The sequence below is a fragment of the Nonomuraea sp. NPDC003201 genome, assembly GCF_053590415.1.
This window is the reverse complement of sequence record NZ_JBSFTC010000118.1, coordinates 1-23,623: the sequence shown is the minus strand read 5'-3', so window position 1 is coordinate 23,623 and position 23,623 is coordinate 1. Positions and strand designations below refer to the sequence as shown.

25 protein-coding genes and 1 pseudogene are annotated in these 23,623 nt (G+C 70.5%); 6 read left to right on the top strand and 20 right to left on the bottom strand.

What is annotated here, in order from left to right; all coding sequences use genetic code 11:
- Window positions 1-4: 4 nt before the first annotated feature.
- Genes ACWDX9_RS32835 through ACWDX9_RS32790 form a run of 10 tightly spaced genes read right to left on the bottom strand, consistent with a single transcriptional unit; the run spans window position 5 to window position 8,993 of the window.
- Entirely contained in the window at window positions 5-460 is a 456-nt protein-coding gene (locus ACWDX9_RS32835; RefSeq protein WP_364264582.1) for a GNAT family N-acetyltransferase, read from the bottom strand.
- Window positions 461-1,375, bottom strand: a complete 915-nt coding sequence (locus ACWDX9_RS32830; protein ID WP_449960757.1) for a hypothetical protein — start codon at window positions 1,373-1,375, stop codon at window positions 461-463. It abuts the gene before it with no gap.
- A complete protein-coding gene (locus ACWDX9_RS32825; RefSeq protein ID WP_350734068.1) occupies window positions 1,376-1,654 on the bottom strand; it encodes a hypothetical protein in 279 nt (92 codons plus the stop codon).
- Window positions 1,647-2,558, bottom strand: a complete 912-nt coding sequence (locus ACWDX9_RS32820) for a chlorinating enzyme (RefSeq protein ID WP_449960754.1) — start codon at window positions 2,556-2,558, stop codon at window positions 1,647-1,649. The genes ACWDX9_RS32825 and ACWDX9_RS32820 overlap by 8 nt, the downstream gene beginning before the upstream one ends.
- The gene (locus ACWDX9_RS32815; RefSeq protein ID WP_449960751.1) at window positions 2,555-3,478 is read right to left on the bottom strand and encodes an amidohydrolase family protein; all 924 of its coding nucleotides are present in this window, start codon (window positions 3,476-3,478) and stop codon (window positions 2,555-2,557) included. Before ACWDX9_RS32815 ends, ACWDX9_RS32820 begins: the two co-directional genes overlap by 4 nt.
- The gene (locus tag ACWDX9_RS32810) at window positions 3,475-3,705 is read right to left on the bottom strand and encodes an acyl carrier protein (RefSeq protein ID WP_350734063.1); all 231 of its coding nucleotides are present in this window, start codon (window positions 3,703-3,705) and stop codon (window positions 3,475-3,477) included. The genes ACWDX9_RS32815 and ACWDX9_RS32810 overlap by 4 nt, the downstream gene beginning before the upstream one ends.
- Window positions 3,702-5,219, bottom strand: coding sequence for an AMP-binding protein (locus ACWDX9_RS32805; RefSeq protein ID WP_449960748.1), 1,518 nt, complete (start codon window positions 5,217-5,219; stop codon window positions 3,702-3,704). The genes ACWDX9_RS32810 and ACWDX9_RS32805 overlap by 4 nt, the downstream gene beginning before the upstream one ends.
- Window positions 5,209-6,561, bottom strand: a complete 1,353-nt coding sequence (locus ACWDX9_RS32800) for a hypothetical protein (protein ID WP_449960745.1) — start codon at window positions 6,559-6,561, stop codon at window positions 5,209-5,211. The genes ACWDX9_RS32805 and ACWDX9_RS32800 overlap by 11 nt, the downstream gene beginning before the upstream one ends.
- Window positions 6,558-8,156, bottom strand: a complete 1,599-nt coding sequence (locus tag ACWDX9_RS32795) for a GMC family oxidoreductase (protein WP_449960742.1) — start codon at window positions 8,154-8,156, stop codon at window positions 6,558-6,560. Before ACWDX9_RS32795 ends, ACWDX9_RS32800 begins: the two co-directional genes overlap by 4 nt.
- Entirely contained in the window at window positions 8,157-8,993 is an 837-nt protein-coding gene (locus ACWDX9_RS32790) for a TauD/TfdA dioxygenase family protein (protein ID WP_449960740.1), read from the bottom strand. It abuts the gene before it with no gap.
- A gap of 325 nt (window positions 8,994-9,318) precedes the next feature.
- On the opposite strand from ACWDX9_RS32790, the gene ACWDX9_RS32785 reads away from it, so the two are divergent.
- From ACWDX9_RS32785 to asnB, 5 genes are read left to right on the top strand one after another with little or no spacing between them, the layout of a single operon-like run.
- Window positions 9,319-10,014, top strand: coding sequence for a class I SAM-dependent methyltransferase (locus ACWDX9_RS32785; RefSeq protein ID WP_449960738.1), 696 nt, complete (start codon window positions 9,319-9,321; stop codon window positions 10,012-10,014).
- A gap of 21 nt (window positions 10,015-10,035) precedes the next feature.
- A complete protein-coding gene (locus tag ACWDX9_RS32780; protein WP_449960736.1) occupies window positions 10,036-11,259 on the top strand; it encodes a diaminopimelate decarboxylase in 1,224 nt (407 codons plus the stop codon).
- Between the two features lie 2 nt (window positions 11,260-11,261).
- Complete coding sequence (locus tag ACWDX9_RS32775; RefSeq protein ID WP_449960733.1) at window positions 11,262-12,080, top strand: 2,3,4,5-tetrahydropyridine-2,6-dicarboxylate N-succinyltransferase; 819 nt, start codon at window positions 11,262-11,264, stop codon at window positions 12,078-12,080.
- A gap of 12 nt (window positions 12,081-12,092) precedes the next feature.
- On the top strand, window positions 12,093-13,292 hold the full coding sequence (locus tag ACWDX9_RS32770) for an aminotransferase class I/II-fold pyridoxal phosphate-dependent enzyme (RefSeq protein ID WP_449960730.1): 1,200 nt from the start codon (window positions 12,093-12,095) through the stop codon (window positions 13,290-13,292).
- Entirely contained in the window at window positions 13,289-15,115 is a 1,827-nt protein-coding gene (asnB, locus tag ACWDX9_RS32765; protein ID WP_449960728.1) for an asparagine synthase (glutamine-hydrolyzing), read from the top strand. The genes ACWDX9_RS32770 and asnB overlap by 4 nt, the downstream gene beginning before the upstream one ends.
- Here the strand turns inward: asnB and ACWDX9_RS32760 are convergent.
- From ACWDX9_RS32760 to ACWDX9_RS32730, 7 genes are all read right to left on the bottom strand, one after another.
- Window positions 15,039-15,806 (bottom strand): polyprenol monophosphomannose synthase, encoded by a 768-nt coding sequence (locus ACWDX9_RS32760; RefSeq protein ID WP_449960726.1) that lies wholly within the window; start codon window positions 15,804-15,806, stop codon window positions 15,039-15,041. The two genes, asnB and ACWDX9_RS32760, sit on opposite strands and share 77 nt — an antisense overlap.
- Window positions 15,807-15,815: 9 nt before the next feature.
- Window positions 15,816-17,294 (bottom strand): ArnT family glycosyltransferase, encoded by a 1,479-nt coding sequence (locus ACWDX9_RS32755; protein ID WP_449960724.1) that lies wholly within the window; start codon window positions 17,292-17,294, stop codon window positions 15,816-15,818.
- Window positions 17,295-17,352: 58 nt separating this feature from the next.
- The gene (locus tag ACWDX9_RS32750) at window positions 17,353-18,030 is read right to left on the bottom strand and encodes a response regulator (RefSeq protein WP_449960722.1); all 678 of its coding nucleotides are present in this window, start codon (window positions 18,028-18,030) and stop codon (window positions 17,353-17,355) included.
- Window positions 18,027-19,127 carry a sensor histidine kinase gene (locus ACWDX9_RS32745; protein ID WP_449960719.1) on the bottom strand — a complete coding sequence of 367 codons (1,101 nt, stop codon included), beginning with the start codon at window positions 19,125-19,127 and terminating at the stop codon, window positions 18,027-18,029. The genes ACWDX9_RS32750 and ACWDX9_RS32745 overlap by 4 nt, the downstream gene beginning before the upstream one ends.
- A 282-nt stretch (window positions 19,128-19,409) precedes the next feature.
- Window positions 19,410-20,126, bottom strand: coding sequence for a hypothetical protein (locus ACWDX9_RS32740; RefSeq protein ID WP_449960716.1), 717 nt, complete (start codon window positions 20,124-20,126; stop codon window positions 19,410-19,412).
- 277 nt (window positions 20,127-20,403) lie between these two features.
- Window positions 20,404-20,937, bottom strand: a complete 534-nt coding sequence (locus ACWDX9_RS32735) for an OsmC family protein (RefSeq protein WP_449960713.1) — start codon at window positions 20,935-20,937, stop codon at window positions 20,404-20,406.
- Window positions 20,938-21,081: 144 nt separating this feature from the next.
- The gene (locus ACWDX9_RS32730; protein WP_449960711.1) at window positions 21,082-21,990 is read right to left on the bottom strand and encodes a glutathione S-transferase C-terminal domain-containing protein; all 909 of its coding nucleotides are present in this window, start codon (window positions 21,988-21,990) and stop codon (window positions 21,082-21,084) included.
- A 110-nt stretch (window positions 21,991-22,100) separates the two neighbouring features.
- Here ACWDX9_RS32730 and ACWDX9_RS32725 point away from each other — a divergent pair, with 110 nt between their 5' ends.
- Window positions 22,101-22,376: a hypothetical protein gene (locus ACWDX9_RS32725; RefSeq protein ID WP_449960708.1), complete on the top strand. Its 276-nt coding sequence runs from the start codon at window positions 22,101-22,103 to the stop codon at window positions 22,374-22,376.
- Between the two features lie 31 nt (window positions 22,377-22,407).
- Here the strand turns inward: ACWDX9_RS32725 and ACWDX9_RS32720 are convergent, their stop codons facing one another.
- From ACWDX9_RS32720 to ACWDX9_RS32710, 3 genes and pseudogenes are all read right to left on the bottom strand, one after another.
- Window positions 22,408-22,572, bottom strand: coding sequence for a hypothetical protein (locus ACWDX9_RS32720; RefSeq protein ID WP_449960705.1), 165 nt, complete (start codon window positions 22,570-22,572; stop codon window positions 22,408-22,410).
- Window positions 22,573-22,623: 51 nt separating this feature from the next.
- A complete protein-coding gene (locus ACWDX9_RS32715; RefSeq protein ID WP_449960703.1) occupies window positions 22,624-23,100 on the bottom strand; it encodes a GNAT family N-acetyltransferase in 477 nt (158 codons plus the stop codon).
- Window positions 23,097-23,623, bottom strand: a pseudogene (locus ACWDX9_RS32710) (ABC transporter substrate-binding protein); the annotation flags it as partial. The gene ACWDX9_RS32715 and the pseudogene ACWDX9_RS32710, both read right to left, overlap by 4 nt.

Sequence of the window (23,623 nt, the reverse complement as noted above, 5' to 3'; positions counted from 1 at the left end):
GCCGTCAGAGCGTCCGGGTCATGAAGGCGCTGTGCGGGTCGGGGCCGTAGCCCGCGAACGGACCGCAGGGCTCGAAGCCGAACTTCGCGTACAGCTTCCGCGCCTGCTCGAAGTGCTCGGTCGAGCCGGTCTCCAGGCTGAGCCGCTCCAGACCCATCGCCTTGGCCTCCTCCAGCATGTGGGCGAGGAGCAGGCTCGCGATGCCGTCGCGTCGCCGCTCCTGGGCGGTGCGCATGGACTTGATCTCGCCGTGCCCGTCGTCGATGCGCTTGATCGCGCCGCAGCCGACGAGCCGGTCGCCGTCGTACACCGACCAGAACGTGACCTCGGGGACGCGCAGCCCGTCGAGGTCGAGCGCGTACACGCTCTCGGCGGGGGTGATGGCGTGCATCTCCCGCAGGTGTTCCTCCAGGAACGCGGCGATCTCCGGTCCGCGCAGGTCGTCGACCACGATCTTCATTTACTCTGCCTCCAGTAGTGCGCACGCGAAGAAGCCCGGCGCGGAGGCCTGCGCGAGGTAGAGCGCCCCTCGCTCCCGGCCGGACTTGTCGGTGTGGTCCATCAGGTTGATCAGCCAGTCCGCGTTACCGCAGTGACCGTACCGGGTCATCGGCCCCCGGAAGTGCAGGAGCTCGCGGGCCTGGCCGGCGGCCATCGCGTTGAAGCTCACGATGGGAGCGAACAGGCTCGAGGTGAAGATCTTCGTGACGTCTCCCGGCACGCGGCCCGCTTGGCGGAACGCCTGGTCCAGCGCGGCCCGGGAGACCGCCTGCCGGGACGCGAACGTGTCCTGCCCGACCATGCCGGAGAAGTCCGCGGCCAGCCCGGTCCCGGCGAGTGTGAGGCCGCCGTGGTCACGGCTGATCAGGCAGCCCGCCACGGCGTCCCCGAAGAGCGCGAAGGACTTCACCCGGTCGCGGTCGTCCGGGGTGAAGTCCAGCGCCACCAGCACGACGTTGCGCGCGCCTGCGCCGACCTCTGGGCCGGCCAGGCCCCAGCCGTACCGGAGGGCTTCGAGCGAGCTGCAGCACTGCTGGAGCGACACGATCGCGGGAACACACGCGGTCAGCCCTGCGGCCCGCATGACCTCGACGGCGACGTCCCCGCCGAGCAGGCCGAGCACGCGGTCGGAGGTCGCGAGCACGAGCCGGTCCACCTCCGCCGCGCGGACGCCGTGCGCGCTCAGCACCTTCGCCACGCAGTCCACGACGTACGGGACGAGCGGCCCGGTCATCTTCCGGTACGTGCCCGTGCCCATCGCGGTGAACGCGGTGTCCGGCGACACCGCGCGCCACAGGTCCTCGAACCCGGGGATGTCCTCAGGACGGCCTTCGGCGTCGCCGACCACGTACGCGAAGGACCCGATGCCGGCCACTCAGACCTCGGCCGGCGCGCTCGCGTCGATTTCCTCGATCACCGACAGGATGCCGTCGATGTCCTCGAGCATCGGCACCCATTCCGGGCGCAACGCGATCCGCCCGTTCGCCTTCTCCTCGATGTAGCTGTTGACGAGGATGAGGATGTTGAGCGAGCTGATCCCGAGCTCGGCGCGCGACCTGCTCTGCGCGACCTCGTCGTAGGTGAGGTCCGGCGCCATGGGCTGCGTGCCGAGGAAGTCGACGAAGTTTCGCAGCCGGTCGTCGATGTCAGGCATCGGCGGCCACCCGCTTGAACGCGAAGCCGTTGAGGTTCTCGGTGTAGATGCGGTTGTAGCCGTACCTGTCCTCGCCGGAGACCAGGACGCAGCCGTGGTAGTCGAGGGCGATCTCGTCGCCGAACTCGACCAGCCTGTCCACGTGCTCGTACACCCTGGTCTGCGGGATCACGTACCTGGAGGCGTAGCCGAGGCGGGTCTGGTCGCTGACGTTGGGCAGGGACCCGTGGACGCACTTCTCGACGAACAGGACGAACTGCCCGGGGCCCATCTCCATCTCGACGACGTCCTCCTTCTCCGGGTCCCAGTCGGGGTCGAGCTGGAGCTCGGAGTAGTCGTAGCCGAAGAAGTCGGTCTTGCGCTGCGGGCCCTTGGTGAGCCGCTTGTTCTCGTCGTAGAACCAGCGCTTCTGGCTGCCGCGGATGAAGCGCAGGCAGCCGTTCTCGCGCTGGGCCGGGGAGAAGGCAGTCCAGACGCTGACGTCCTGGAGGACCGCGTCGTCGTCGCGGTCGTACGCGAAGCTCAGCGACGGCGTGGCGGCGGTCGTGGTCTCGCCGACGATGTACTTCTCGACCTGGTGCCAGCCGGTGCCCGCGTCACCCGGCTGCTTCTGGAAGATGTTGGACTTCCAGCAGATGATGTCCTCACCCAGGAGCGAGCGCAGCTTGTTCACGATCTCCGGCCGCGAGATGTGCTCGGAGAGCGTGTCGCAGTCCAGGTGCCGGTCATAGTTGATGACCGTCGAGTTGTGCGGCTTGTTCTTCGACAACGCCATCTCGATCATGGCCTTGCTCCAGATCTTCTGAGCCTCGTCGGGCTCGTAGAGATCGAAGGGGCCGACGTAGCCGTTGTCCTTGAAGAACTGGACCTGCTCGGCGGTGAGGCCGTCGGTCAACGTGGTCATCTGCCTGTGCCCTTCTTGTCGAGGAGCCGTTTCGCGTTCTTCCCCATGAACAGGTCGCGATCGGCCTGGGTCATCTCAGCCGGGAAGGCTCCTTCGGCCGTGAGTCGTTCCACGAAGTTCGTCTGCTTGCCCTGCAGCCGGAAGATCGGCCAGTCGGTGCCGAACAGCACCTTGTGGTTGATGTTGCGGCGGAAGAACCGGTTGAGCCCGGCCACGCCGTCGGGGGCCTCGTAGCCGCTGGCGTCGATGTAGACGTTCGGCCGGTTGTTGCAGAGCATCGCGCACTCGTCCGGGTAGTGGACGCTGCCGTGCGCGAGCACGAAGTCCACGCCGGGGAAGTCGCGCGCGGGCCGGTCCACGTAGATGGGCAGCGCGATCTCGAAGTCGAGCGCCGGGGAGGTCGCGCCGATGTGCGACAGCACCGGCAGCCGGTGCTGCGCGCAGATCTCGTAGAACGGGTAGAGCGCCTTGTCGTCGAGGCGGTAGCCGCACGGCGGGTAGAGCTTCATGCCGTCGAAGCCGTACTCGACGACGGCCCGCTCGAACAGCGCGATCCCGTCGGCCCCCCAGCGCGGGTCGACGCCGGCCAGGACGCGGAAGCGGCCGGGATGCCGATCGACGACCGCCTTGTGGTGATCGATGATCTCCTCGATGGAGTGCGTGCCGTCCTTCAGCGCGTACGTGAAATCCGGCAGCAGCAGCACGGCCTCATCGATCCCCGCGTCGTCCATCTCCTTCACGAGCTGGTCGCACAGCGGGTCCTGGAGGGTCGCGTCGTGCATGCGGCGCAGCCGTTCCTTCGTCGCGGGCAGGCCGCGCGCCTGCATGGCCGCGGCCATGTTGTCGATGACCCCGTCGCGGAACGACGGCGGGAAGCACATCTCGGCCGCGACGTGGCAGTGGAAGTCGATGATCGTCATGAGTTCGCTCCCAGGCAGATGCCGACGATGTCGTGCACGTACTCGGCCTCGATGAACTCCCCCATGCGGCTCATGGCGTCGATGCCGGTCTGCTCCTCGAGGACGAACACGATGCTCATGAGCCCGATCGAGTCGACGCCGAGGTCGTTCCTGAGGCTCATGGACGGCGCCACGTCCCTGCCGGGCAGAACGCTGGCGATGATCTGGCAGAGCGCGTCCTCGGTCACCTGTCGCCACTCCCCCAGACGGCGCGCGCGACCGCGCCACGGTCGATCTTGAAGTTCCGGGTCAGCAGACCGCTCTCCACGGTGAGCTCCTCCGCCGGGCGGACGAGAGTCGTCGCGATCCGGTGCGACGGCTCGCGGCCCGCGTTCCTCCGCTTGATGTACGCCTCGATCTCGCGCGCCCTGCCCGCTCCTCCAGGGCCCGCGTCCTCGGTCCAGACGACGCAGGCGAGCAGTGCGGCGCCGTCCGGCAGGGCCACCATGGCGCGGACGCCGGGAAAGGCGCGTTCGACGTCGGCTTCCAGCTCGGCCGGGTTGATCTTCACGCCGCTCCGGGTGATGATCACGTTCTTCTTGCGGCCGGTGAGCCTCAGGAACCCGTCTTCGAGGACCCCGAGGTCGCCGGTGGCGATCCTGCCGTCGGGGAGGAAGACCGCGTCCTGCGTGTCGACGCCTTCGTACACGTATCCGACGACCTGCGGCCGCTCGGCGCGCACGACGACCTCGCCGTCGTCGCCGAGTTCGACGGTGATGCCGTCCACGGGCCGTCCTGCCGTGCCGACCCTGGCCTGGCCCGGCACGTTCATGGCGATCCAGCCGATCTCGGTGCTGCCGTAGAGCTCGTAGAGCGGCGCGCCGAGCTCCTGGAACAGGGTGACCATGGCCGGCGGCACCGGCGCGGACCCGGTGTACATGAGCCGCACCCGCGACCCGTACATCGACAGCCACCCGCGGCCCTTGTCCATGCGCTCGGCCGGGGCGGCGGCCATGACCCGGTTGTGGAGCAGCTCGAAGAAGGACGGCGGGCCGAGGATGATCGTGGGTTCCACGGTCTTGAAGGCCTGGAACATGATCTCCGGCGGGACGACGGTGGCCGCGCAGCCCGTCCAGATCGCGAGGTAGGTGAGGTAGCGCTGCTGGAAGTTCGAGTACGGCATGACGATCGCGATGTCGTCGTCCGGCGTGACCCGCCACGCGCGGGCCGACAGCTCGACGGTGTTGGCGATGCCGTCGTCGGTGAGCAGCAGGCCCTTCTGCGTCCCCGCGGTGCCCGAGGAGAACGCGATCGTGCGCACGCCGGGCGGCAGCGCCGGGGCGTCGGCGTGCCGTACCGGGTCGAGCTTGACCGGCCGGTCGGAGAGGACCGCGGTGGCCGCGGGCAGGCCGGCCTCGCCCGGGAGCGCCCGGGTCACCAGCAGCGCGGCCAGCCGGTACGTGCCGACGAGCGCGCCGATCTCAGCGGGATCGTGACGGTTCTCCGCGGGGATGGCGACGGGGACGCAGCCGAGCGCGAGCAGCGCGAGGTCGGCGAGGATCCACTCGTAGGAGTTGGGGCCGAGCACGCCGACGAGGTCGCCCGCGCCGAGGCCGCTGTCGCGCAACTCGGCCATCAGCCGGCGGGCGTCGTCGTGGATCTCGGCGTACGTCCTGACCAGCGTGCTCCCGTCGCGCGACAGGAACCGCATCCGCTGCCGGGGGTGCTCGGCGAGCCTGTCCACCAGGGAGTCAACGAACATGGAGGTGTTCCTGGACGTACTCGACGGACCGCATGGGCCTGCGGCGTAACTCCTCGACCAGCGGCTCAAGAGGCCCGAGGTCGGCGGGGCCGTACGCGGCGTGGAAGGCGAGCGCGGGCCCGGGGTCCGGCAACAACAGGGTCTCGGCGAGGACGCGGGCCAGCGACCGCAACCCGGCGAGCACCGCGTCCGGCTCACCGGCGAGAGCGGGGCCGTCGAGCGCGAGCGCGCCGAGCTTCGCGAGGTAGGACAGCTGGAGGAACATGCCGTCGCTGTCGGGGAACGTGCCGAGCCCGCGGTCCACGTAGCGCAGGCACTCGGCCAGGTAGTACGCGATGGCGTCGGCCTGGTCCAGCCCGAGCGGCCCGGCCCACACCTCGGCGAGGACGAGGATGCCGAACACGTCGGCGGCCGTCTCCTGGAGCACCCCCACGACCCACGGGTCCGCCGTCCACAGCGGCGTGAAGTCCGTGGCGGGCCGGTGCACGAAGTGCCCGAACTCGTGGCTGAGCACCCCGAGCGTCGGAATCCCCGCGAACCGCTCGGCCGCCGGGTCGAACCCGTTCCCCACCCGCGCGTACCGGGCGGACAGCGGCCCGGACACGGTGTCGAGGACCGCCCGGTGGGCGTTGCGGAAGTAGTAGGTCTTCTTGTACGGCGACTCGTCGACCCCTTCGTCCTCCGGCAGGAAGTACGCGATGTGCTTGGGGTGCAGGTTGCCCTCCCCGGCCATGAAGAACAGCCGGGTCGCGCCGAACGCCGGCAGGTCGCCGAGCCGGAGGTCGGCCATGAGCGCGCGCAGGTACGGCTCGACCCGGTGCCGCTCGGCGAGCGCGGCGGCCACGAACTCCTGCCCCACGTCGTCGCGGCGGCAGGCGAACGCCGTGGGCAGCCCGCCGGGGTCCTTGCCCGACCAGGTGCCGAGATGGCCCGCGACGAGCGTCACGTCCTCCCGCAACTCCGCCAGCTCGCACAGGGCCTCGGCGGAGTAGCCGTGCTCGACGGCGTCGGCGCGCAGCGCGAGCGCGCGCCGGTCGGCCTCGCCGGGCAGGTGCTTGGCGATGTCACGCATGGCGGAGGCGACCAGCGCCGGGGCGTGGAAGCGCCGTCTTTCCCGCGCGTCCTCGGGCGGCCCCGCCGCCTCCTTGACCCGCTGCCAGTCGGCGTCTACGGCCGCCTTCAGCGTGGCCAGCCCGGCGAGGAAGCCGCCGCCGAGGTCCGGGGTCTCGGCCGCGAGGTCGAGGCAGGCCAGCTGGTAGCCGTCGGACGGCGGCCAGAAGGCGCTGCGCCAGTCACGGAAGGTCCCGGCGGCGGCCAGGTTGCGTGCGTAGTCGAACCTCATGCGTTCTCCAGGAAATCGGCGATAACGAGCGCTGCGCCTTTTTCGCCGATCATCATGCTCGCGGCGTTCGTGTTGCCGGAGACCATGGTCGGCATCACCGAGGCGTCGATCACGCGCAGCCCGGACAGCCCGTGGACGCGCAGCCGGTGGTCGACGACCGACATCGGGTCGGCGCCCATCCGGCACGTCCCCACCGGGTGGTAGGACGTGTCGCCGTTCTCCCGCGCGTAGGCGACCAGCTCGTCGTCGGTCCGGACGTCCTTGCCCGGGATCAGCTCGAACTCGCGGTACGCGTCGAGCGCGGGATCCTCGACGACGCGGCGCGCGATGCGCATCCCGGCGACCAGCCGCGCGCGGTCGGCCTCGGCGGCGAGGAAGCGCGGCCGGATCGCGGGCGGGGCCATCGGGTCGGCGGAGCGGATGTGGATGGACCCGGCCGACTCGGGCCGCAGCGGATAGACGCCGACGGTCATGCCGGGAGCCGTGTCCAGCCGCCGGGTCGCCCCCGCGCCGTAGCTGGCCGGGGCGAAGTGGAACTGGAGGTCCGGCCGCTGCTCGGCCTCGGACGAGCGGACGAACCCGTGGCCGAGCGCGATGGGCAGGCTGAGCAGCCCCCGGCGGCGCGTCACGTACGTGGCGACCTCGCGGGCCAGGCGCAGGCCGCGCGAGCGCTCGTTGAACGTGATGGGACGGCGGACCCGCCAGCGCAGCCGGGTCGCGTAGTGATCGCGGAAGTTCTCGCCGACTCCGGGCAGATGGTGCACGACCGGCACCCCGGCCGCCGCGAGCACGTCGGCGGAGCCGATCCCCGACAGCTCGAGCAGCTGCGGCGACTGGACGGTCCCCGCGCTGAGGATCACCTCGCGCCGGCAGCCGGCCTGCCGCGCCCGGCCCTGGTGGCGGAAGCTGACGCCGACGCAGCGCGTTCCCTCGAAGCGCAGCCCGGTGACATGCGCCTCGGTGAGCACCATGAGGTTGGGCCGCCGCAGCGCACGGCGCAGATACGTCCCCGCGGCCGACGAGCGGCGGCCGCGGTCGTGGTTGACCTGGTAGTAGCCGAAGCCCTCCTGGTCGCCGGAGTTGTAGTCGGGGTTCTCCCGGTATCCGGCTTTCTGCGCGGCCACCAGGAACGCGTCGCACAGCTCGTCACGCTCGCGCGGCAGGCCGACGCTGATCAGCCCGTCGCTCCCCCGGCTCGGCCCGCCGATCCCCGCGCTCTCCAGGCTCCTGAAGTACGGCAGGACGCCGGCCCACGACCAGCCGGGGTTGCCGAGCCGCTCCCACTCGTCGTAGTCCTCGCGCTGGCCGCGGACGAAGATCATGCCGTTGATCTGGTTGGATCCGCCGAGCAGGCGCCCGCGGGGGATGCGCAGGGTCCGGCCGCCGATCGTCGGGTCGGCGTCGGTCTCGAAGCACCAGTCGTACCTGGGGTTGCCCATGAGGATGGTCTCGGCGGCCGGGATCGACAGCAGCGGGCTGCGCCGCCGCGACCCCGACTCCAGCAGGAGCACCCGCGTGCCGGGGTCCTCGGACAACCGCGACGCGAGCACGCACCCCGCCGCGCCCGCCCCCACGATGATGTAGTCCGCCCGCATCTAACCGGCCGCCGCGAGGGTGGTCCGGTGCATCAGGCGCCGGTGCTTGACGTGGTCGTAGGAGGTGGCCCGGTGCATGGCGCTGCGGTTGTCCCACAGGACGATGTCGCCGGCCTGCCACCGGTGGCGGTAGGTGAACCGCGGCATCGTGGCGAACTCCTGCAAGAACGTGATGAGCGGCCGGCTCTCGTCCTCGGACATGCCCTCGATCCGCCACGGCACGTTGCCGCCGACGTACAGGGCCTTGCGTCCGCTCACGTCGTGCACCTTCACGATCGGGTGCGCGACGTCCGCCCACTCCTCGCGTTCCTTCGCGGTGGGGGGCGGCCGGTCCGGGTAGTTGTAGGGCCGTGACCGGACCCGGCTGATGACGACCCTGAGATCGGCGATCCGGTCCTTGACCTGGTCCGGGAGCGCTTCGTAGGCGGCGTACATGTTGCCGTACCAGGTGTCCCCGCCGACGGGCGGCACCTCGCGCGCGTACAGCATCGACCCCGCAGGCGGGGCCGTCAGGTACGCGCCGTCGCTGTGCCAGACCCGGCCGCTGTACGCCGAGCCGATCGGCTTGCCGTCGCGGGTCAGGTTCGACAGGACGAGGATCTCGGGATGGTCGTCGGCGTTGAACTGGGACCGGGTGTACGTGACCACCTCACCGAACCTGCGGCTGAACTCCACCTGTTCGGCCGGGGTCATTTCCTGACCTCTGATCAGCAAAATGGTGGTGTCGATCCAGGCGCGATAGATGCGCTCGAAATCATGGTCGGAAATATAACCGGTGACATCGATCCCGCGGACTTCGGTGCCAATACCCGCCGTGATGGGAATCAACTCAAGCACGGCGGGAGCATACGGTCCGGCCGCCGCGCGGCGCAAGGACGCGGGAAACTTTCATTTTCCGTAATCGGCCCGGCGAGCGACCCCGATAAGTGTCGTGACAAAATCCAGGCACGGCGCCGACCAGCGAGTTTACATGTTACAAACTTCTCACACCCAACGAATGATCGGGCACCAGCCTTTGCTCCGGCCAGAATTGGACAGGGGCCTTTGCCCGCCGTCGGCCGCGTGTTACGCTCCTGCCGCTCGTCCGACGACCGGAAACTCAACGGCGAGAAATCCGCCCCGCCGGCACGGCTTCGACACCGTCAACCCAGGGAGGGAAAGGGTGCCGCAATCCAGACCGGAGCTGGCGCGCATTCACGACTATTACTGCCTGCCGCGCTCCGTCGGCTCCGCCTCGCAGAGCATCTATGACATTTGGGAGAGCGGTGGCGCCTTCAACGACTCCATCACCCCGTCGACCTACGTCCCCGAATACCGTGCGCACATCGTCCTCAAGATCCTGATGCTGACCGCGCCCGGGGCGGCGGTGCTGTCGCTCGGCTGCGGCAACGGCTTCGTCGAAGGCGACCTCGTCGCGCACGACCGCGACGTGCGCGCCATCGACTGCAACGCCGAAGCCGTCGAGCTGACCAGGAGGAAGGGGGTCGACGCTCGCACCGTCGACTACTTCGACCTGCGTCCCGCCGACGCCGCCGACGTCTCGGCCGTCTACGCCGACGGCCTGCTCGGCCACCTCTTCGACGTGGCCGGGGAACTCGCCCCCGCCCTCGGCAAGCTGCGCGACCTGGACCTGCGGCCGGGAACGTACCTGGTCCTGTCCAACGACGCGCCCCGCGAAGCCAAGGCCGACTTCGCGCCGCACCAGCACGTGGACGGGTTCTGGTTCATCGCGAAGGACTATCTGCACAAGAGCCTGATTTCTTTCGGGTTCGAGCCGGTGGAAAGCTATTATTTCCCGTATTTGCGGCCCGTGAGCGGAATACGCAACCGCACGATCTGCGTCGCGCTCGTACCCTGATGATCGGATCCCGCCTTGCCAATGTCGGCTGAATTCGCCGAGCGACTGCTGCCGCTGCTCCCCGATCTCGTCGCGGATTACGGCACGCCATTCCACCTCTACGACGCGCGCGGCATCGTGGCCACCCACGAGGCGATGACGCGCGCATTCGGCGACCCCTCGTACCGGCAATATTTCGCGGTGAAAGCGTTGCCGAACCCGAATATCCTGGCGTTGCTGCGCGCCGCCGGAAGTGGTTTCGACTGCTCCTCGGCGGTGGAAGTGCGCCTTGCCGGGACGGTCGGCGCGCAGGCCGGTGACATCGTGTTCACCTCCAACAACACCGCGCTGTCCGAATATCGCACGGCCCGCGCCGCGGGAGCGCTGATAACGTTCGACGACAGGTCGTTCGCGGAAAAGGTCGATGAACTTCCCGAGACCGTCGCCTTTCGCATCTCCCCCACCGGCCTGGCCGCCGGTTGCGCGCTCATGGGCAACGCGGCGCACAGCAAATTCGGCGTGCCCGTGCACGAGCTCGCCGACGCGTACGCGGACGCCGTCGCCCGTGGCGCGCGACGGTTCGGCATCCACGGCATGACCTGCGCCAACGAGCTCGACACCAGCCGCGCCGCGCGGGCGGCCGCCGACGTCATCCGGCACGGCGCGCGGGTCGCCGAGGCCGTCGGGATCGAGCTCGAGTACGTGAACGTCGGCGGCGGGCTCGGCATCCCGTACCACGAGGACGACAAACCCATCGACTTCACCGCGTACGCGGACGAGATCCTCGCCGCCAGGGAGGAGTTCTTCGGCCCAGGCGGGCCGCGCATCCTCACCGAGATCGGCCGGTACGTGACCGGCCCGCACGGCGTCCTCGTCACCCGCGTCATCAACCGCTGCCGCAAGGGCCACGAGATCGTCGGCCTGGACGCCTCGATGTCGTCACTGATGCGGCCCGCCATGTACGGCGCGTACCACCACATCTCCCTCCCCTACGCCGAGGGCCGGGAGGTCGGCAGATTCGACGTCGTCGGCGCGCTCTGCGAGAACCTGGACAAGTTCGCCGTCGACCGCGAGCTGCCCGAGCCACGCGACGGCGACATCGCGCTCATCCACGACACCGGAGCCCACGGCCACGCCATGGGCTTCACCTACAACGGCCGCCTGCGTCCCGCCGAGCTGATGCTCACCGACGGCGGCGACGTGGTGGAGATCCGGCGGGCCGAAACCTACGACGACTACGTCGCGACCGTCCGCTGGGGAGCGTGATCGTGAACAGGAGCTTGGTCGAGACCGCCTTCGAGCGGCGGGAGTCGTTGTCCGCGGACGAGCTGGCGGTCCTCGCGCCGCACGTCACCGCCGGGCTCGCGGCCCTCGACCGTGGAGAGCTGCGCGCGGCACGGCCGGAGGGGCCGGAGTGGGTGGTCGACACGTTCGTGAAGAAGCTCATTCTGCTGTCGTTCCTGATCGGCCGGAACGAGGTCGGGTCCGGCGGCCCGCGACAGCCGAAGAGCTTCGACAAGATCGCGCTCAAGTTCGAGACCTGGGACGACGCCGTCTTCCGCGACGCGCGCCTGCGCGTGGTCCCCGGCGGAGTCGTCCGCCACGGCGCGTACGTGGCGCCCGGGGTCGTGCTGATGCCGTGTTTCGTCAACGTGGGCGCCTACATCGGCCCGGGCACGATGATCGACACCTGGGCCACCGTCGGCTCCTGCGCGCAGATCGGCGCACGCTGCCACATCTCCGGCGGAGCCGGCATCGGCGGCGTCCTCGAACCCATCGGTGAGCAGCCCGTCATCGTCGAGGACGACGTCTTCGTCGGCGCGCGCTCGGAAATCGCCGAGGGCGTGGTCGTACGGCGGGGAGCGGTGATCGGCATGGGGGTCTTCCTCGGGAGGTCCACCCCCATCGTCGACCGTGCCACGGGAAAGGTCACCTACGGCGAGGTCCCCGAGAACGCGGTCGTCGTCCCGGGCTCCCGCATCGACGCCAACAATCCCGATATATCGGTGTATGCGGCGATCATCGTCAAGCACGCCGACGACCGCACCCGCGGCAAGACGGCGCTGAACGACCTCGTCCGCGACTGAGCCCCTTCATCGATGCCGTCAACCTCATCGCCGAGCGCCTTCGACCGGCTGCGCGCGCTCCTGGCGAGAATCCCCGCGCCCGCCGGCCTCACCCCGATCCCCCTCCACCTCGGCGAGGCTCGCCTCGTCACGCCGCCGGTGGACGGCCGGCTCCTGGCTGACGTGGCCGGCTGGACGCGGTATCCCCCGCTCGGCGGCACCCCCGAGCTCCGCGCCGCCTACACGGGCTGGCTCGAACGCCGCTTCGGCACCCACGTCGGCGCCGCCGTACGTGAAGGGTCGCTCGCGATCGAGCCGTCCCCCGGCACGAAGCAGGCCGTCGCGGCCGCCATCGCCCTCGCCGTTTCCGCGGACGTCCGCTCGCCCGCTCCGGCGGTCGTCCTGCCCAATCCGTTCTATCCCACGTACCACGCGGCGGTGTCGGCGGCGGGCGGCCGGGCGATCTTCTACGGCCACGCGTCGGAGGTCGCCGCCGCCGTGGCCGCTCGGCGGGACGTCGCCGCGGTCGTCGTCTGTTCACCGGGCAACCCGCGCGGCGAGACGCATACCCCCGGCACGGTACGCGCGATCAGCGCGGCGACGCGGGCGGCCGGTGCGCTGCTCGTCGTCGACGAGTGCTACATCGACCTCGTCCACGGCGCGTCCGCGGGCGGCGGATTCCTGGCATCCGGCATGGCGAGCGAAGCGGGGCGCTTCCTGGTGCTCCACAGCCTGTCCAAGCGGTCCGGGATGCCGGGCCTGCGGTCCGGGTTCGTGATCGGGGATCCGGAGAGCGTGGCCGCGTACGCGAACCACAACCGCACCTGCGGGGTCTCTCTCGCGGCGCCGGTGTGCGCGGTGGCGGCGGGGCTGTGGGCGGATGACGCGCACGTCGCGCGCCTGCGATCGGCCGTGCGCGCGAACTGGGACATCGCTGACGAACTGTTCGGCGATCTCGCCGGTTACCGGCGGGCCGAGGCGGGATTCTTCCTCTGGTTCCCCGTACCGGATGACGAGGAGGCGGCGCGCCTGCTGTGGCGGGGGGAAGCGGTGACGGCGATGCCGGGCCGCTACCTCGGCGCGGCCACCGACCGCGGGGCCAACCCCGGCGCGGGTCACCTGCGCATCGCGCTCGTCCACGCGCCGGACCGCACCCGCGAGGCGCTGACCCGCGTACGGCGGTCGCTCACGGAGCTGAGACCTACTACTACTGCAGGGGAGCTGACCAGATGAGCGGCGGTCTCATCGGATGGATCGACCTCGAACGCGACCTCATGGAACGGGCGGACGTCGTGAGCGCCATGACGGACACGATGAACGATCGTGGGCCTGACGGAGGCGCGGTCCACATCATCAGGCACGCGGCGCTGGGCCATCGCCGCCGCACGACCCCGGGCGCCGGCGAAGGGCGTCAACCGGCGCTGTTCGCGACGCGCCGCGGCCCCTCGCCGGACGACGGGACCGTCGTCCTCGTGTACGACGGCGCGATCTACAACCTGGCCGCGCTCCGCCGGTCCCTCGACCTGTCCCCCGTGGCCACCGACACCGATGTGCTGCTCCACGCCTACCTGACGCACGGCGCGGACTTCGTCGGCCGCCTCGTCGGCGCGTTCGCGATCGCGATCTGGGACGGGCGGGACCGGCGGTTGCTGCTGGCGCGGGACCACCTGGGGCTGAAGCCGCTCTACTACCACCCTTATCCGGGCGGGATCCTGTTCGCCTCCCTTCCGAGGGGGATCATGGCGAATCCGCTGTTCACCCCGCGTCTCGACCAATCGCTGATGACGATCGCGCTGCAGCCGCGCCTCACGCTCGCCGGTGAGACTCCGCTCGTCGGGGTGCATGAGGTCAAACCCGCGCACGTCATCACGTACACGGCCGATCACGGGCCGGTTTCGCGCGCGTACTGGCGGCTGACGAGCGAGCCGCACGACCACTCGCCCGCCGAGACCGCCGAACGCGTTCGGGAGCTGCTCCATGACGCCGTGGCGGGCCAGTTGCCCGCGTCGGGGCCGTGCGGCGCGATGCTGTCCGGCGGCGTGGACTCGACGTCGGTCGCGGCGCTGGCGGCTCGGCTGCTGCCGCACGCGCTCGACACGTACTGCGTCGAGTTCGACAGCGACAAGGCGCACTTCGCGCCGACCGAGCTGCGTCCGGACGTGGACGCGCCGTACGCCGCGGCGGCGGCCGAGTACATGGGGAGCAGGCACACCACGCTCACGGCGACGATGCCGGACCTGCTCGCCGCGATCCCGGCGACGCGCCGCGCGCGTGACCTTCCCGGGTGGGGGCAGTTCGACGCGTCGATGTATCTGCTGTTCCGGCGGATGCGGCAGGACACGACGGTGGCGCTGTCCGGCGAGGCGGCGGACGAGTTCTTCGGCGGGTATCCGTACCTCTTCAAGACCGAACTGATCCGGCGCGACACCTTCCCGTGGCTCGGGGACGGACCGAAGCTCGCCGACTTCCTCGTGCCGGAGCTCGCGCGGGACGGCGACGAGAAAGCGCGCTACGCGCAACTCCTCGGCGAGGTGCCGCGCCTGCCGGGTGAGGCAGGGCTGGACGCGCGGATGCGGGAGGTGCTGTATCTCGGGATGGCGGGGCCGCTCGCCGTCGTGCTCGACCGCAAGGAGCGGATGAGCGCGGCGCAGGGGCTTCACGTGCGGCTGCCGTTCTGCGACCACCGGCTCGTCCAGTACGTCTGGAACGTCCCCTGGTCGATGAAGTGCGCGGGCGGGTTGAAGAGCCTGCTCAAGGACGCGATGGCCGACATCCTCCCGCCGACGACGCTGACCCGGGAGAAGAGCGCGTACCCGCACGTCCAGAACCCGGCTCACGATCAGGCGCTGGTACGTGAGGCGACGTGGATCGTGAACGCGAGCGAGTCGCCGCTGCGCGCCATGTTCGACGCGCCGCGGCTCAACGACCTGCTGAAACGGATCGGCGCCGACGAGCTGCGCGCGCAACTGCCGGGCGGAGCTAGCGCCGCGCAGCTGCTGGTGCAGCTCGTCGAGCTGAACGCGTGGGTGCGTGAGTATCGGGTGTCCCTGTCCTGAGGGCCCATACGGTCACCCGCCAGAGCGCCTCGAAGAGGACACCGGCGCTCATCTTGCTCGCCCCGCTCGTACGGTCGACGAAGGTGATCGGCACCTCCGCCACTGTGCACCCGTGACGTACGGCTCGCAGCGTGAGATCCACCTGGAAGCAGTACCCCCGCGACTCCACGTTTCCGAGCAGGATCTTCTCCAGTGCGGCGGCCCGGTAGACGCGGAACCCGCCGGTGGCGTCGGCGACGGGAAGCCGGAGCGCCAGCCGCACGTAACGGTTCGCGAGTCGTGAGAGGAGCTCCCGTCTGCGCGGCCAGTTCGCCACGCGGCCGCCGGCCACCCAGCGGGAGCCGATGACGAGGTCGGCCCGCTCGGCCGCGTCCAGCAGGGCGGGCAGCCGCTCGGGAGGGTGCGAGCCGTCGGCGTCGATCTCCACCAGCGCGTCGAAGCCCCGGTCGAGTCCCCAGCGGAAGCCCGCCAGGTACGCGGCGCCCAGCCCTTCCTTGCGTTGCCGGTGCAGGACGTGCACGCCGTCGAGTTCGGCCGCGAGCCCGTCCGCGATCAGGCCCGTCCCGTCGGGGCTGTTGTCGTCGACGACGAGAATGTGGGCGGCGGGTACGGCGGCGCGGATCCTGCCGACGATGCCGGGCAGGGTGTCTCGTTCGTTGTAGGTCGGCGTGATGACCAGGACAGTGTTCATGATCGCTCCTCAACTCGCGTGCCGGAAGTCGGGCCAGGCGGTCTTCCACGAGGTCCGCGGTCCTGAGCAGACCGTGACGGGCAGGCCCTGCTCCTCGTTCGCGACTCCGGTGCCGTGGTCGATGACCCCGGCGGATTCGCAGCGGGCGAAGCGCAGCCGCAGCCGCTCCGGCGGCAACCCCACGGCGACCACCGTCCGCGCCGTCTCCGGCGGTGGGCCTTGGAACCACAGCTCGTTGTGGCCGCTGTAGACGGGAATGTCCGGCGCGAACCGGTCCAGCGCGCCGGCCTCGCCGTAGTTCGCGGTGAGCACGACCGTTCCGGACGGCAGCGTTCGGTACACCCCGGCCACCTGGGCGGCGAAGCGCGGCCAGCCCACCGACTCCCTGGACACCTCGTTCGGCGAGGCGCCGAGCGCCGACAGCGGGAGCAGCGGCAGCGCCACGGCGATCCCGATGACCGAGGTGCCGAGCAGCCCCCACCACACCAGCCGGCGCCGGGCGGCCCGGCTCTCCGTCCACGCGGCGGCGGGCACGCAGCCGGCCACGAAGGCGAAGATGAGGCTGCCGGCGACATAGTCCGCCCGTCCTCCTGACGCCCAGCCGAGCAGGATCGTCACCAGGGACGCGATGGCCAGCGGCCGGGTCTCCGGCCGCCCGCGCAGCCAGAGCCACCCGGCGACGGCGATCGCGAAGGCTCCCATGCTGATCAGCACCACCAGCATGGGCACGAACATGATCCGGTTCACGGGTTCGCTGAGCGTGGCGGCCATGGTGAGCTGGGGCCAGCCGTTGGTGGCCTGGTAGAGCAGGTTCGGAGAGGCGATGACCGCCGCCAGGAGCGCCCCGGACCAGAACCACCTGTCGCTGAAGACGGCACGGGGCCCCTTCACCGCCATGCCGACCGTGATGAGCAGCCCGGTGGCCAGTCCCGTGATCAGCAGGACGATGAGGTGCTTGTTGAACGTGGCGGCTCCCGCGACGGCGCCGGCCGCCAGCCACCATCGCCCGTCGCCGCGCAGCAGGGCCCGCAGCACGCACAGGATGCAGGCCGTCCAGAACGCGAAGTCGGCCGACTGGGTCAGCAGGGTGTGCCCGGCGAGCAGGGGGAACATCCCGGTGCCGAGACCGGCGGCGGCGAGCGTCTGCGCGTTCGCGCAGCCGCCGAGCTCCCGCGTGATCGCGGCGCCGAGGAGGATCAGCAGTCCCGCGCACAGCGCGGGGACGACCCGCAGGCCGACGATGGTGTCCCCGAACAGTCCCGTGGACAGCCGCGCGAGGAGCGGGGTCAGCGGAGGCTGGTCGAAGTACCCCCAGGCGGGAGTCTGGCCGAGCACGCGGAAGTAGAGCTCGTCGCGGTGGTAGCCGTACCACGGGCTCAGCATCAGCAACGTGACCACGACGACGCCCGCGATGGGACCGATGGTCCGCCAGGCGATCGCCGGGAGCGAGGGAGCGGTGTTCCGGAGACGGGGGGCTTGAAGAAGCATGCCTCCACGGTTTCCGATGGCCCGCTGTCTGTCGTCTGGCCGGGAACAGAACCTGGAGTCAGACCCCAGGCATAGGCGGCGGCTCCCCGGGGCGGACCACGCCGTGGTCGAACGCGAAGACGACCGCCGCGGCCCGGTCGCGCACCGCCAGCTTCGTGAAGATCCGGCCGACGTGGGTCTTGATCGTGCCCTCGCCGATCACGAGCCGGTGAGCGATCTCGGCGTTCGTGAGCCCCCGGCCGATGAGCTTGAGCACGTCGAGCTCGCGGGCGGTGAGGTCGCCGAGCCGCCGGACCGCGTCGGGGTCGGTCACCGGATCCGCGCGGTAGCGCAGCAGGACCCGCCCGCAGACGGCGGGATCCAGCCAGCCGTCGCCCGCCGCCACCGCCCGTACGGCCCGCTGGATGTCCTCGGCCGGAGCGTCCTTGAGGCAGAACCCCGACGCGCCGGCCCGCAGCGCCGCCGCCAGAATGTTGTCCTCGCCGAACGTGGTCAGCACCAGGATGCGGGACGCCGGATCCGCGGCCAGCAGCGCGCGGGTGGCCTCGACCCCGTCCATGCGCGGCATGCGAATGTCCATGACCACGGCGTCGGGCCGGACGCGCGCGACCTCCGCCAGCGCGGCCTGGCCGTCGGCCGCCTCGCCGACCACGTCGAACCCGTACGGCTGGCGCAGGATCGTCCGCAGCCCTGCCCTGGCGAGCTCCTGGTCGTCGACGAGCACCACCGAGATCATGCGGGCAGCTCCGTCCGTACGACCCACCGGTCGTTCTCGACACCGGCGGTGACGTGGCCGCCGACCATGCGCACCCTGTCGGCCATCGCGCGAAGTCCCATGCCGCCATTGTGCCGAGGTGGGCTGCCGGGCAGGGAATTGGTGACCGTGGCCCGTACGGCGCCTTCCTCCGATATGCGCAGCCGTACCTCGACGGAACTCCGCGGCGCGTGGCGGCTCGCGTTGGCCAGTGCCTCCTGCATCAGCCGGTAGAGCACCATCCCGGTCGTCGGGCTCACCGCCGTCAGCTCACCGTCGACGCTCGACTCGAGCTCCAGGCCCGCCGTCCGGTATTCCTCGAAGAGCTCGGGAAGCCGGGGCGCGGTGGGCTGGGGGGCGACCACGGCCGGGTCGGCGCCTTCTTCGGCGAGAACGCGGACCACCTTTCGCAGCTCCGCCATGCTCTGCCGGGCGAGGCGCTCGGCCTCGGCGATCCCCGCCGCCGCTTCCCCGGGATCGTGCTCGAGCGCCAGCCGCGCACCCCCCAGATGCAGCACCGTCACGGCGAGCGTGTGCGCGACGATGTCGTGCAGATCGGCCGCGAGCCGCTGCCGCTCGGCCAGGGCGGCGGCAGCGGCGGCGGTGCTCTCCGCGCGGTGCAGCCGCTCGCCCACCTCGATGCGGTAGCGCGCGGCCCAGCCGCTCCAGAAGACGAGCGTCACGGCGGCCAGCCAGTTGGGCCACCCGGGGTCCGGCGTGGTGAACGCCGCCGCGACCACCACGGAGAGCGAGGCGAGCCACATGACGATGCCCGGCCAGAGCCGCAGGTTCAGCGCGACGAACGCGATGTAGATCACCAGGACGAACCAGCCGATGCTGTTGACCGCGAGCCCCGTGAGCGCCGCTATGGCCGCGGGGGCCAGGAGACCGGCCACCTCGGCGAGCCGGGCCGGCGCCGTACGCACCATGACGAGACAGAGGACGATGAAGGCGCCCCCTCCGGCGAACGGCCACCAGCAGCCGCAGCCACGCGTGATCGTCTGCGCCCACGACAGCCCGACCAGCAGCATCAGCAGCCCGAGGCCGGCCGGTAACAGCCAGCGGGGAGTCACCACCATCCGCCCATCGTAGGAACCGCCGGGTTCCGTACACATCCACCCGGAGTGGTACCCGCCGTCTGCCCATGGTCAGAGAGTGCCTCGAACGGCGCGTCGCCTCCGACGACAGATGCCCCCGACGAGCACGCCCGCGGGCGATCGACAACGTGCCGCTCCGCCCCGGGCGGCGGGTCGCTCCGACGGTCTCGGTTCAATGCGAGCGGCTGTCGCGAGGGTCCGGTCGCCGATCAGTGCTTCGGCCTGTGGCGCCCCACACGCCTGCGGTCAGCGTCGGCGTTCTTGTCAAAGGCGTTCGAGTTCTTCGGCGCGGCGCAGGTCCTTGGGGCGTCCCAGGGCTCGGCGCATCAGGATGAGGTCGTCCCGGCGCAGGTAGCGTACCCGCAGACCGTCCGTGTCGACGGCGGTCAGTGCCCGGTCGAGCAAGGGGCGTACCTGCAGTGTTCCCCACGGCAGGTCGGGCGTGCAGCAGTCGCCGCTCACCTGCGGGGAGTCGAACTGCACCTTGGGACGCAGGAACGCCTGCGGCCTGGGCGGGACGGGGCGATGCTCGTCGTCCAGCAACGTGCAGCCGGCGGCGGCGAAGGCGCGTGCCAGGGTGTCGGCCTGCTCCGGCGCTCCGTCCCACAGCAGGTCGAGGTCCCCGGTCAGCTCCGTTGAGCCGTGCAGGATCCCGGCGACCTGGCCGATCACCACGGCTCGTGCTCCGGCCGCGTCCAGAGCCCGCAGCAGCGGGAAGGGGTCGAAGCGCTGCGCGCTGTCGGTCGCGAGGCTGCCGGCGACGGGATCGGCGTCATCGTGGGTGCGACCGGTGGCGGGGCGGCTGCGGGTCAGGGCCCTGGTGCGGTCGACGGCCTCGTGCAGCAGCTCCAGTGGTCCAGGGTTCACCGCTTCATCCAACACCACCCGTACGATCGTGATCAATCTCGGCGCCGTCGGGAGGCCGGAGGAGGTGGCCGAGGTGGTGTGCTTCCTCGCCTCACCGGCGGCGTCCTTCGTCACCAGGGCGGATTGGCGGGGGCGGCGGGCTCACGGCGCGCTACGCGATACCGCCTGCGCCGTAGGGTGCGACCAAGCCGCTGAGGCCGGTCGTGTGACAGCCCCCAAGAAGCCCCGGCGACCGACTCGACCTGACTTCGACCAAAACCAGCCGCGGACCGTTCACCCTGTCGCGCCGACGAGCTCCAAGATCGAGCTCAACCGAGCCGGCGACGGCTGGATGAACTCGAGCGTGTTGCCGTCGGCGCCGTGCAGATCCTCACCGACATCGACACCGAGCTCAGCCGGCGGTCCCGGCGTTAGAGGTCCGGATCACCGTTCCGCTGACCGGCTGTGGGTTGCGGATCAGGTTGAGGATGGGGCAGACCCGCTCGACCTCGGCATGCAGGTTCGCCAGCTCCTCGTCCGAGGCCGGCGAGTCGATCAGCACCTCATAGGTGAAGTTGTGCGGGTAGACGGGAATGTCGCCGTCGCCCGGCTGCTGGGCTCTGGGGTCGTATTCGGCCCGTACGTCCACTTCCAGCGCGTCGATGGGCACCGCCAGTTCGGCCGCCTTGATCAGAAAGATGTGCGTGACGCAGCTGCCCAGAACGCCGGCCTGCAGCTCGGGCGAGGTAGGGCCGAGGTCGTAGCCGGCGAAGTCGGACCCGCTGTCGCTGATGATCTGGAAGTCCCTGATCCTGATGCGCCGGATCCCGCTGCGGCCTTCGGCGGTGACGTGGGCATGCAGCGGGACCGGCCCGGCGGCGGGTGCCTTCCGGCGGGCCAGCAGGGCGGTGCGTTTGTGTGACAGATACTCGCGTAGGGTGCTCATGGTCTTTCTCGTCTGATCAGCGCTGGTCACGGGGCCGAGCGGGGTCGAGCGGTTGTCGAGCGGGGTGTCGATGACGGCGCGCGGCGCCGGTCCGGTCCTGGTGGGAGGTCGAGCCGGACACCGCCGGATGGACCTGCTCGCGCGTCATCGGCCCCGCCCGTGCGGGGAGTCCCAGGTGGCGGGCAGCCCCTCGATCGTCTCCCTGAAGGCCGGCCGCTGGTAGAGGTCGCGGGCGTACGGCCACAGGTGCTCGAAGTCGGTCAGCGTCCGCTCGCTGATGAGGTCGCCGCGGTTGTACTCGGCGTCGAACCTGGCCAGCGTCACCCACAGCCGCACGTCCGCCTCGGTGATCGTGTCGCCGGCCAGGAACCGCTGCCCGGACAGGCGCTCGTCCAGCCGTTCCAGGGCCGCGACGACGCGGTGGCGCTCGCTTTCGCGCTCTTCCTCGGTGGCGGCGCGGGCCACGCGGGAGACGCCGGCGTTGATGTCGTAGTAGATCCAGCCGTTGAGCTTGTTGATCTCCGGGCGGAGCGAGTCCGGGTAGAGGTCGACGGAGGCATCGGCCCACTGCTCGAACTGGGTGGCCAGGTCGATGGTGATGTCGGGGAAGTTGTTGCTGACGATCCGGCCCGTCCGCCGGTCCCAGAGCACGGGGACCGAGATGTGGCCGCCGTACGCGTGCTCGGTGGCCTCGTAGGCCTGCTCCAGCAGGGTGAAGCCGTTGACCGGGTCGGGACCGCGACGCTCCCTGAACGCCCAGCCTCGGCCGTCGCGCTCGTCGTCGACGTACGACAGCGAGACCACGTCCTCCAGGCCCTTGAGCTTGCGGACGATGGCGGCGCGCTGGGCGTACGGGCAGACCCAGGCGACGTAGAGGTGGTAGCGGCCGGGCTCGGCGCGGAAACCGCTGGAGCCGTCGGCGGTGACGCGGCCCTGGAAGGGGTAGATCGGGCGGTTCCAGTCAGGCGAGAGGTGCAGACGGCCGGGGCCGTAATGACCGTACGCGGCGTGGTCGACGGGACTTGCGTAGACCGGCGTCTGGGTGATGGACACGGGCTCTCCGGGTTTCAAGAGTTATTTCCTACTCGGCTTATAGGGTACTTGGTATCCCACACTTCTGGTAGGAAAATGGGGCTACTTTGACGAGCGCCAGGAGGAACACGGTGTCCCTGCCTGATTTCCTGATCGCCGATGTGCCCAAAGCAGGGACGACGGCCCTGCGCAGCGCGCTGCAGCAGCACCCGGAGCTCTACCTGTCCACCGCCAAGGAGCCGAAGTTCTTCCTGACCGACGGCCCGCCGCCCGCCAGAGGCGGTCCCGCCGCCCTGCCCGAGCCGGTCGAGGCCCTGCTCCAGCGCCGCGGCCCGGCCCGGCGGCCCCTGTCCTGGGAGCAGCGCCGGCGGCCCGTCCGCGGCCACCGCGCTGGGCACGGACGATGACCTTCCTTGAACGTTTCCTCTGCGGCCGCCGTCACGCCTCAGCGGCATCAGCGAACGCCGGCCGGCGCCACCAGGGCCGCCGCGGCGCGGAGGGCTGCTCCTCCTGCTCGGGTTCGGCCTCGTCGTCCGGGAGGTCGTACCAGTGCGTATCCCCCGTGAGGTCCGTGCGGACGGCCACGTCGCGGTCCTCGTTCATGCCGGTAATGTACGATCACACGTCGCGGATAGTCAACTTTCCCTACTCGCTTTACAGGAATCTATGCAGATCCTTGACGAAGGCGAGCGGGCCCTGCGCGGGGCGGTCGGCGACGTCGAACTGCGGGTCGTAGCCACTGGCCAGGTAGAGGCGCACGGCCTCCGGCTGGCGAGGCCCGGTGGTCAGGTAGATCCGGCCGTACCCGCGGCGCAGCGCTTCCCGTTCCAGCTCGCCTACGACGAGGCGGCCGAGCCCTTCGCGGCGGTGACGCGGGTGCGTCCACACGCGCTTGACCTCCGCGGTCGCCGCGTCGTAGCGGCGGAACGCGCCGCCGGCCACGGTCTCGCCGCCGGACACCACGATCAGGAACGCCCCGTACGGCGGCGCGAACTCGGACTCCGGATACCTCGCCAGCTCGTCGTTGGGCCCGTACCGGGAGGTGTACTCCAGCTGCAGCCCGGCCAGCAGCGGCGCGGCGGCCGGGTCCGACATGGGGACGAGCCGCACCTGCGCGGTGAGCTCGCTCATGACTCCTGCCGAGGCAGGCCGGGCGGGTTGATCTGCGACTCGGGGATCGCCTCGTTGCCCAGCCCCCACCGGTCGAGCACCTCCTTGTACTTACCGTTCTCAATCACGGTGTTGAGCGCCTCGTTGAGCGGCTTGACCAGGCCGTTGTCCTTCTTGGTCATGGCCGCGATGAGTCCCTGCAGGTCCGGCCCCGCGCCGGAGAAGGCGCCGACGATCCTGGAACCCCCGCTGACAGCGATGTTGTAGGCGATGGTCGGGTTCGGGCCGAAGTACGCCTGGACGCGGCCGGACTTGAGCCCCAGCAGCACGTCGCTGTACTTCTCGTAGTAGAGGATCTCGACCGGTTTCAGCCCGGCGGCCCTGTTCTGCTTGTCCCAGTCGAGCAGGATCTTCTCCTGGTTCGTGCCAGAGCCGACCGAGACGCGCAGCCCGGCGATGTCGGCGGGCCTGGCGATCTGCTTGATCGGGCTGTTGCCGGGGACCTGCCAGCCGAGCTGGTCGACCCGGTACGTCGCGAAGTCGT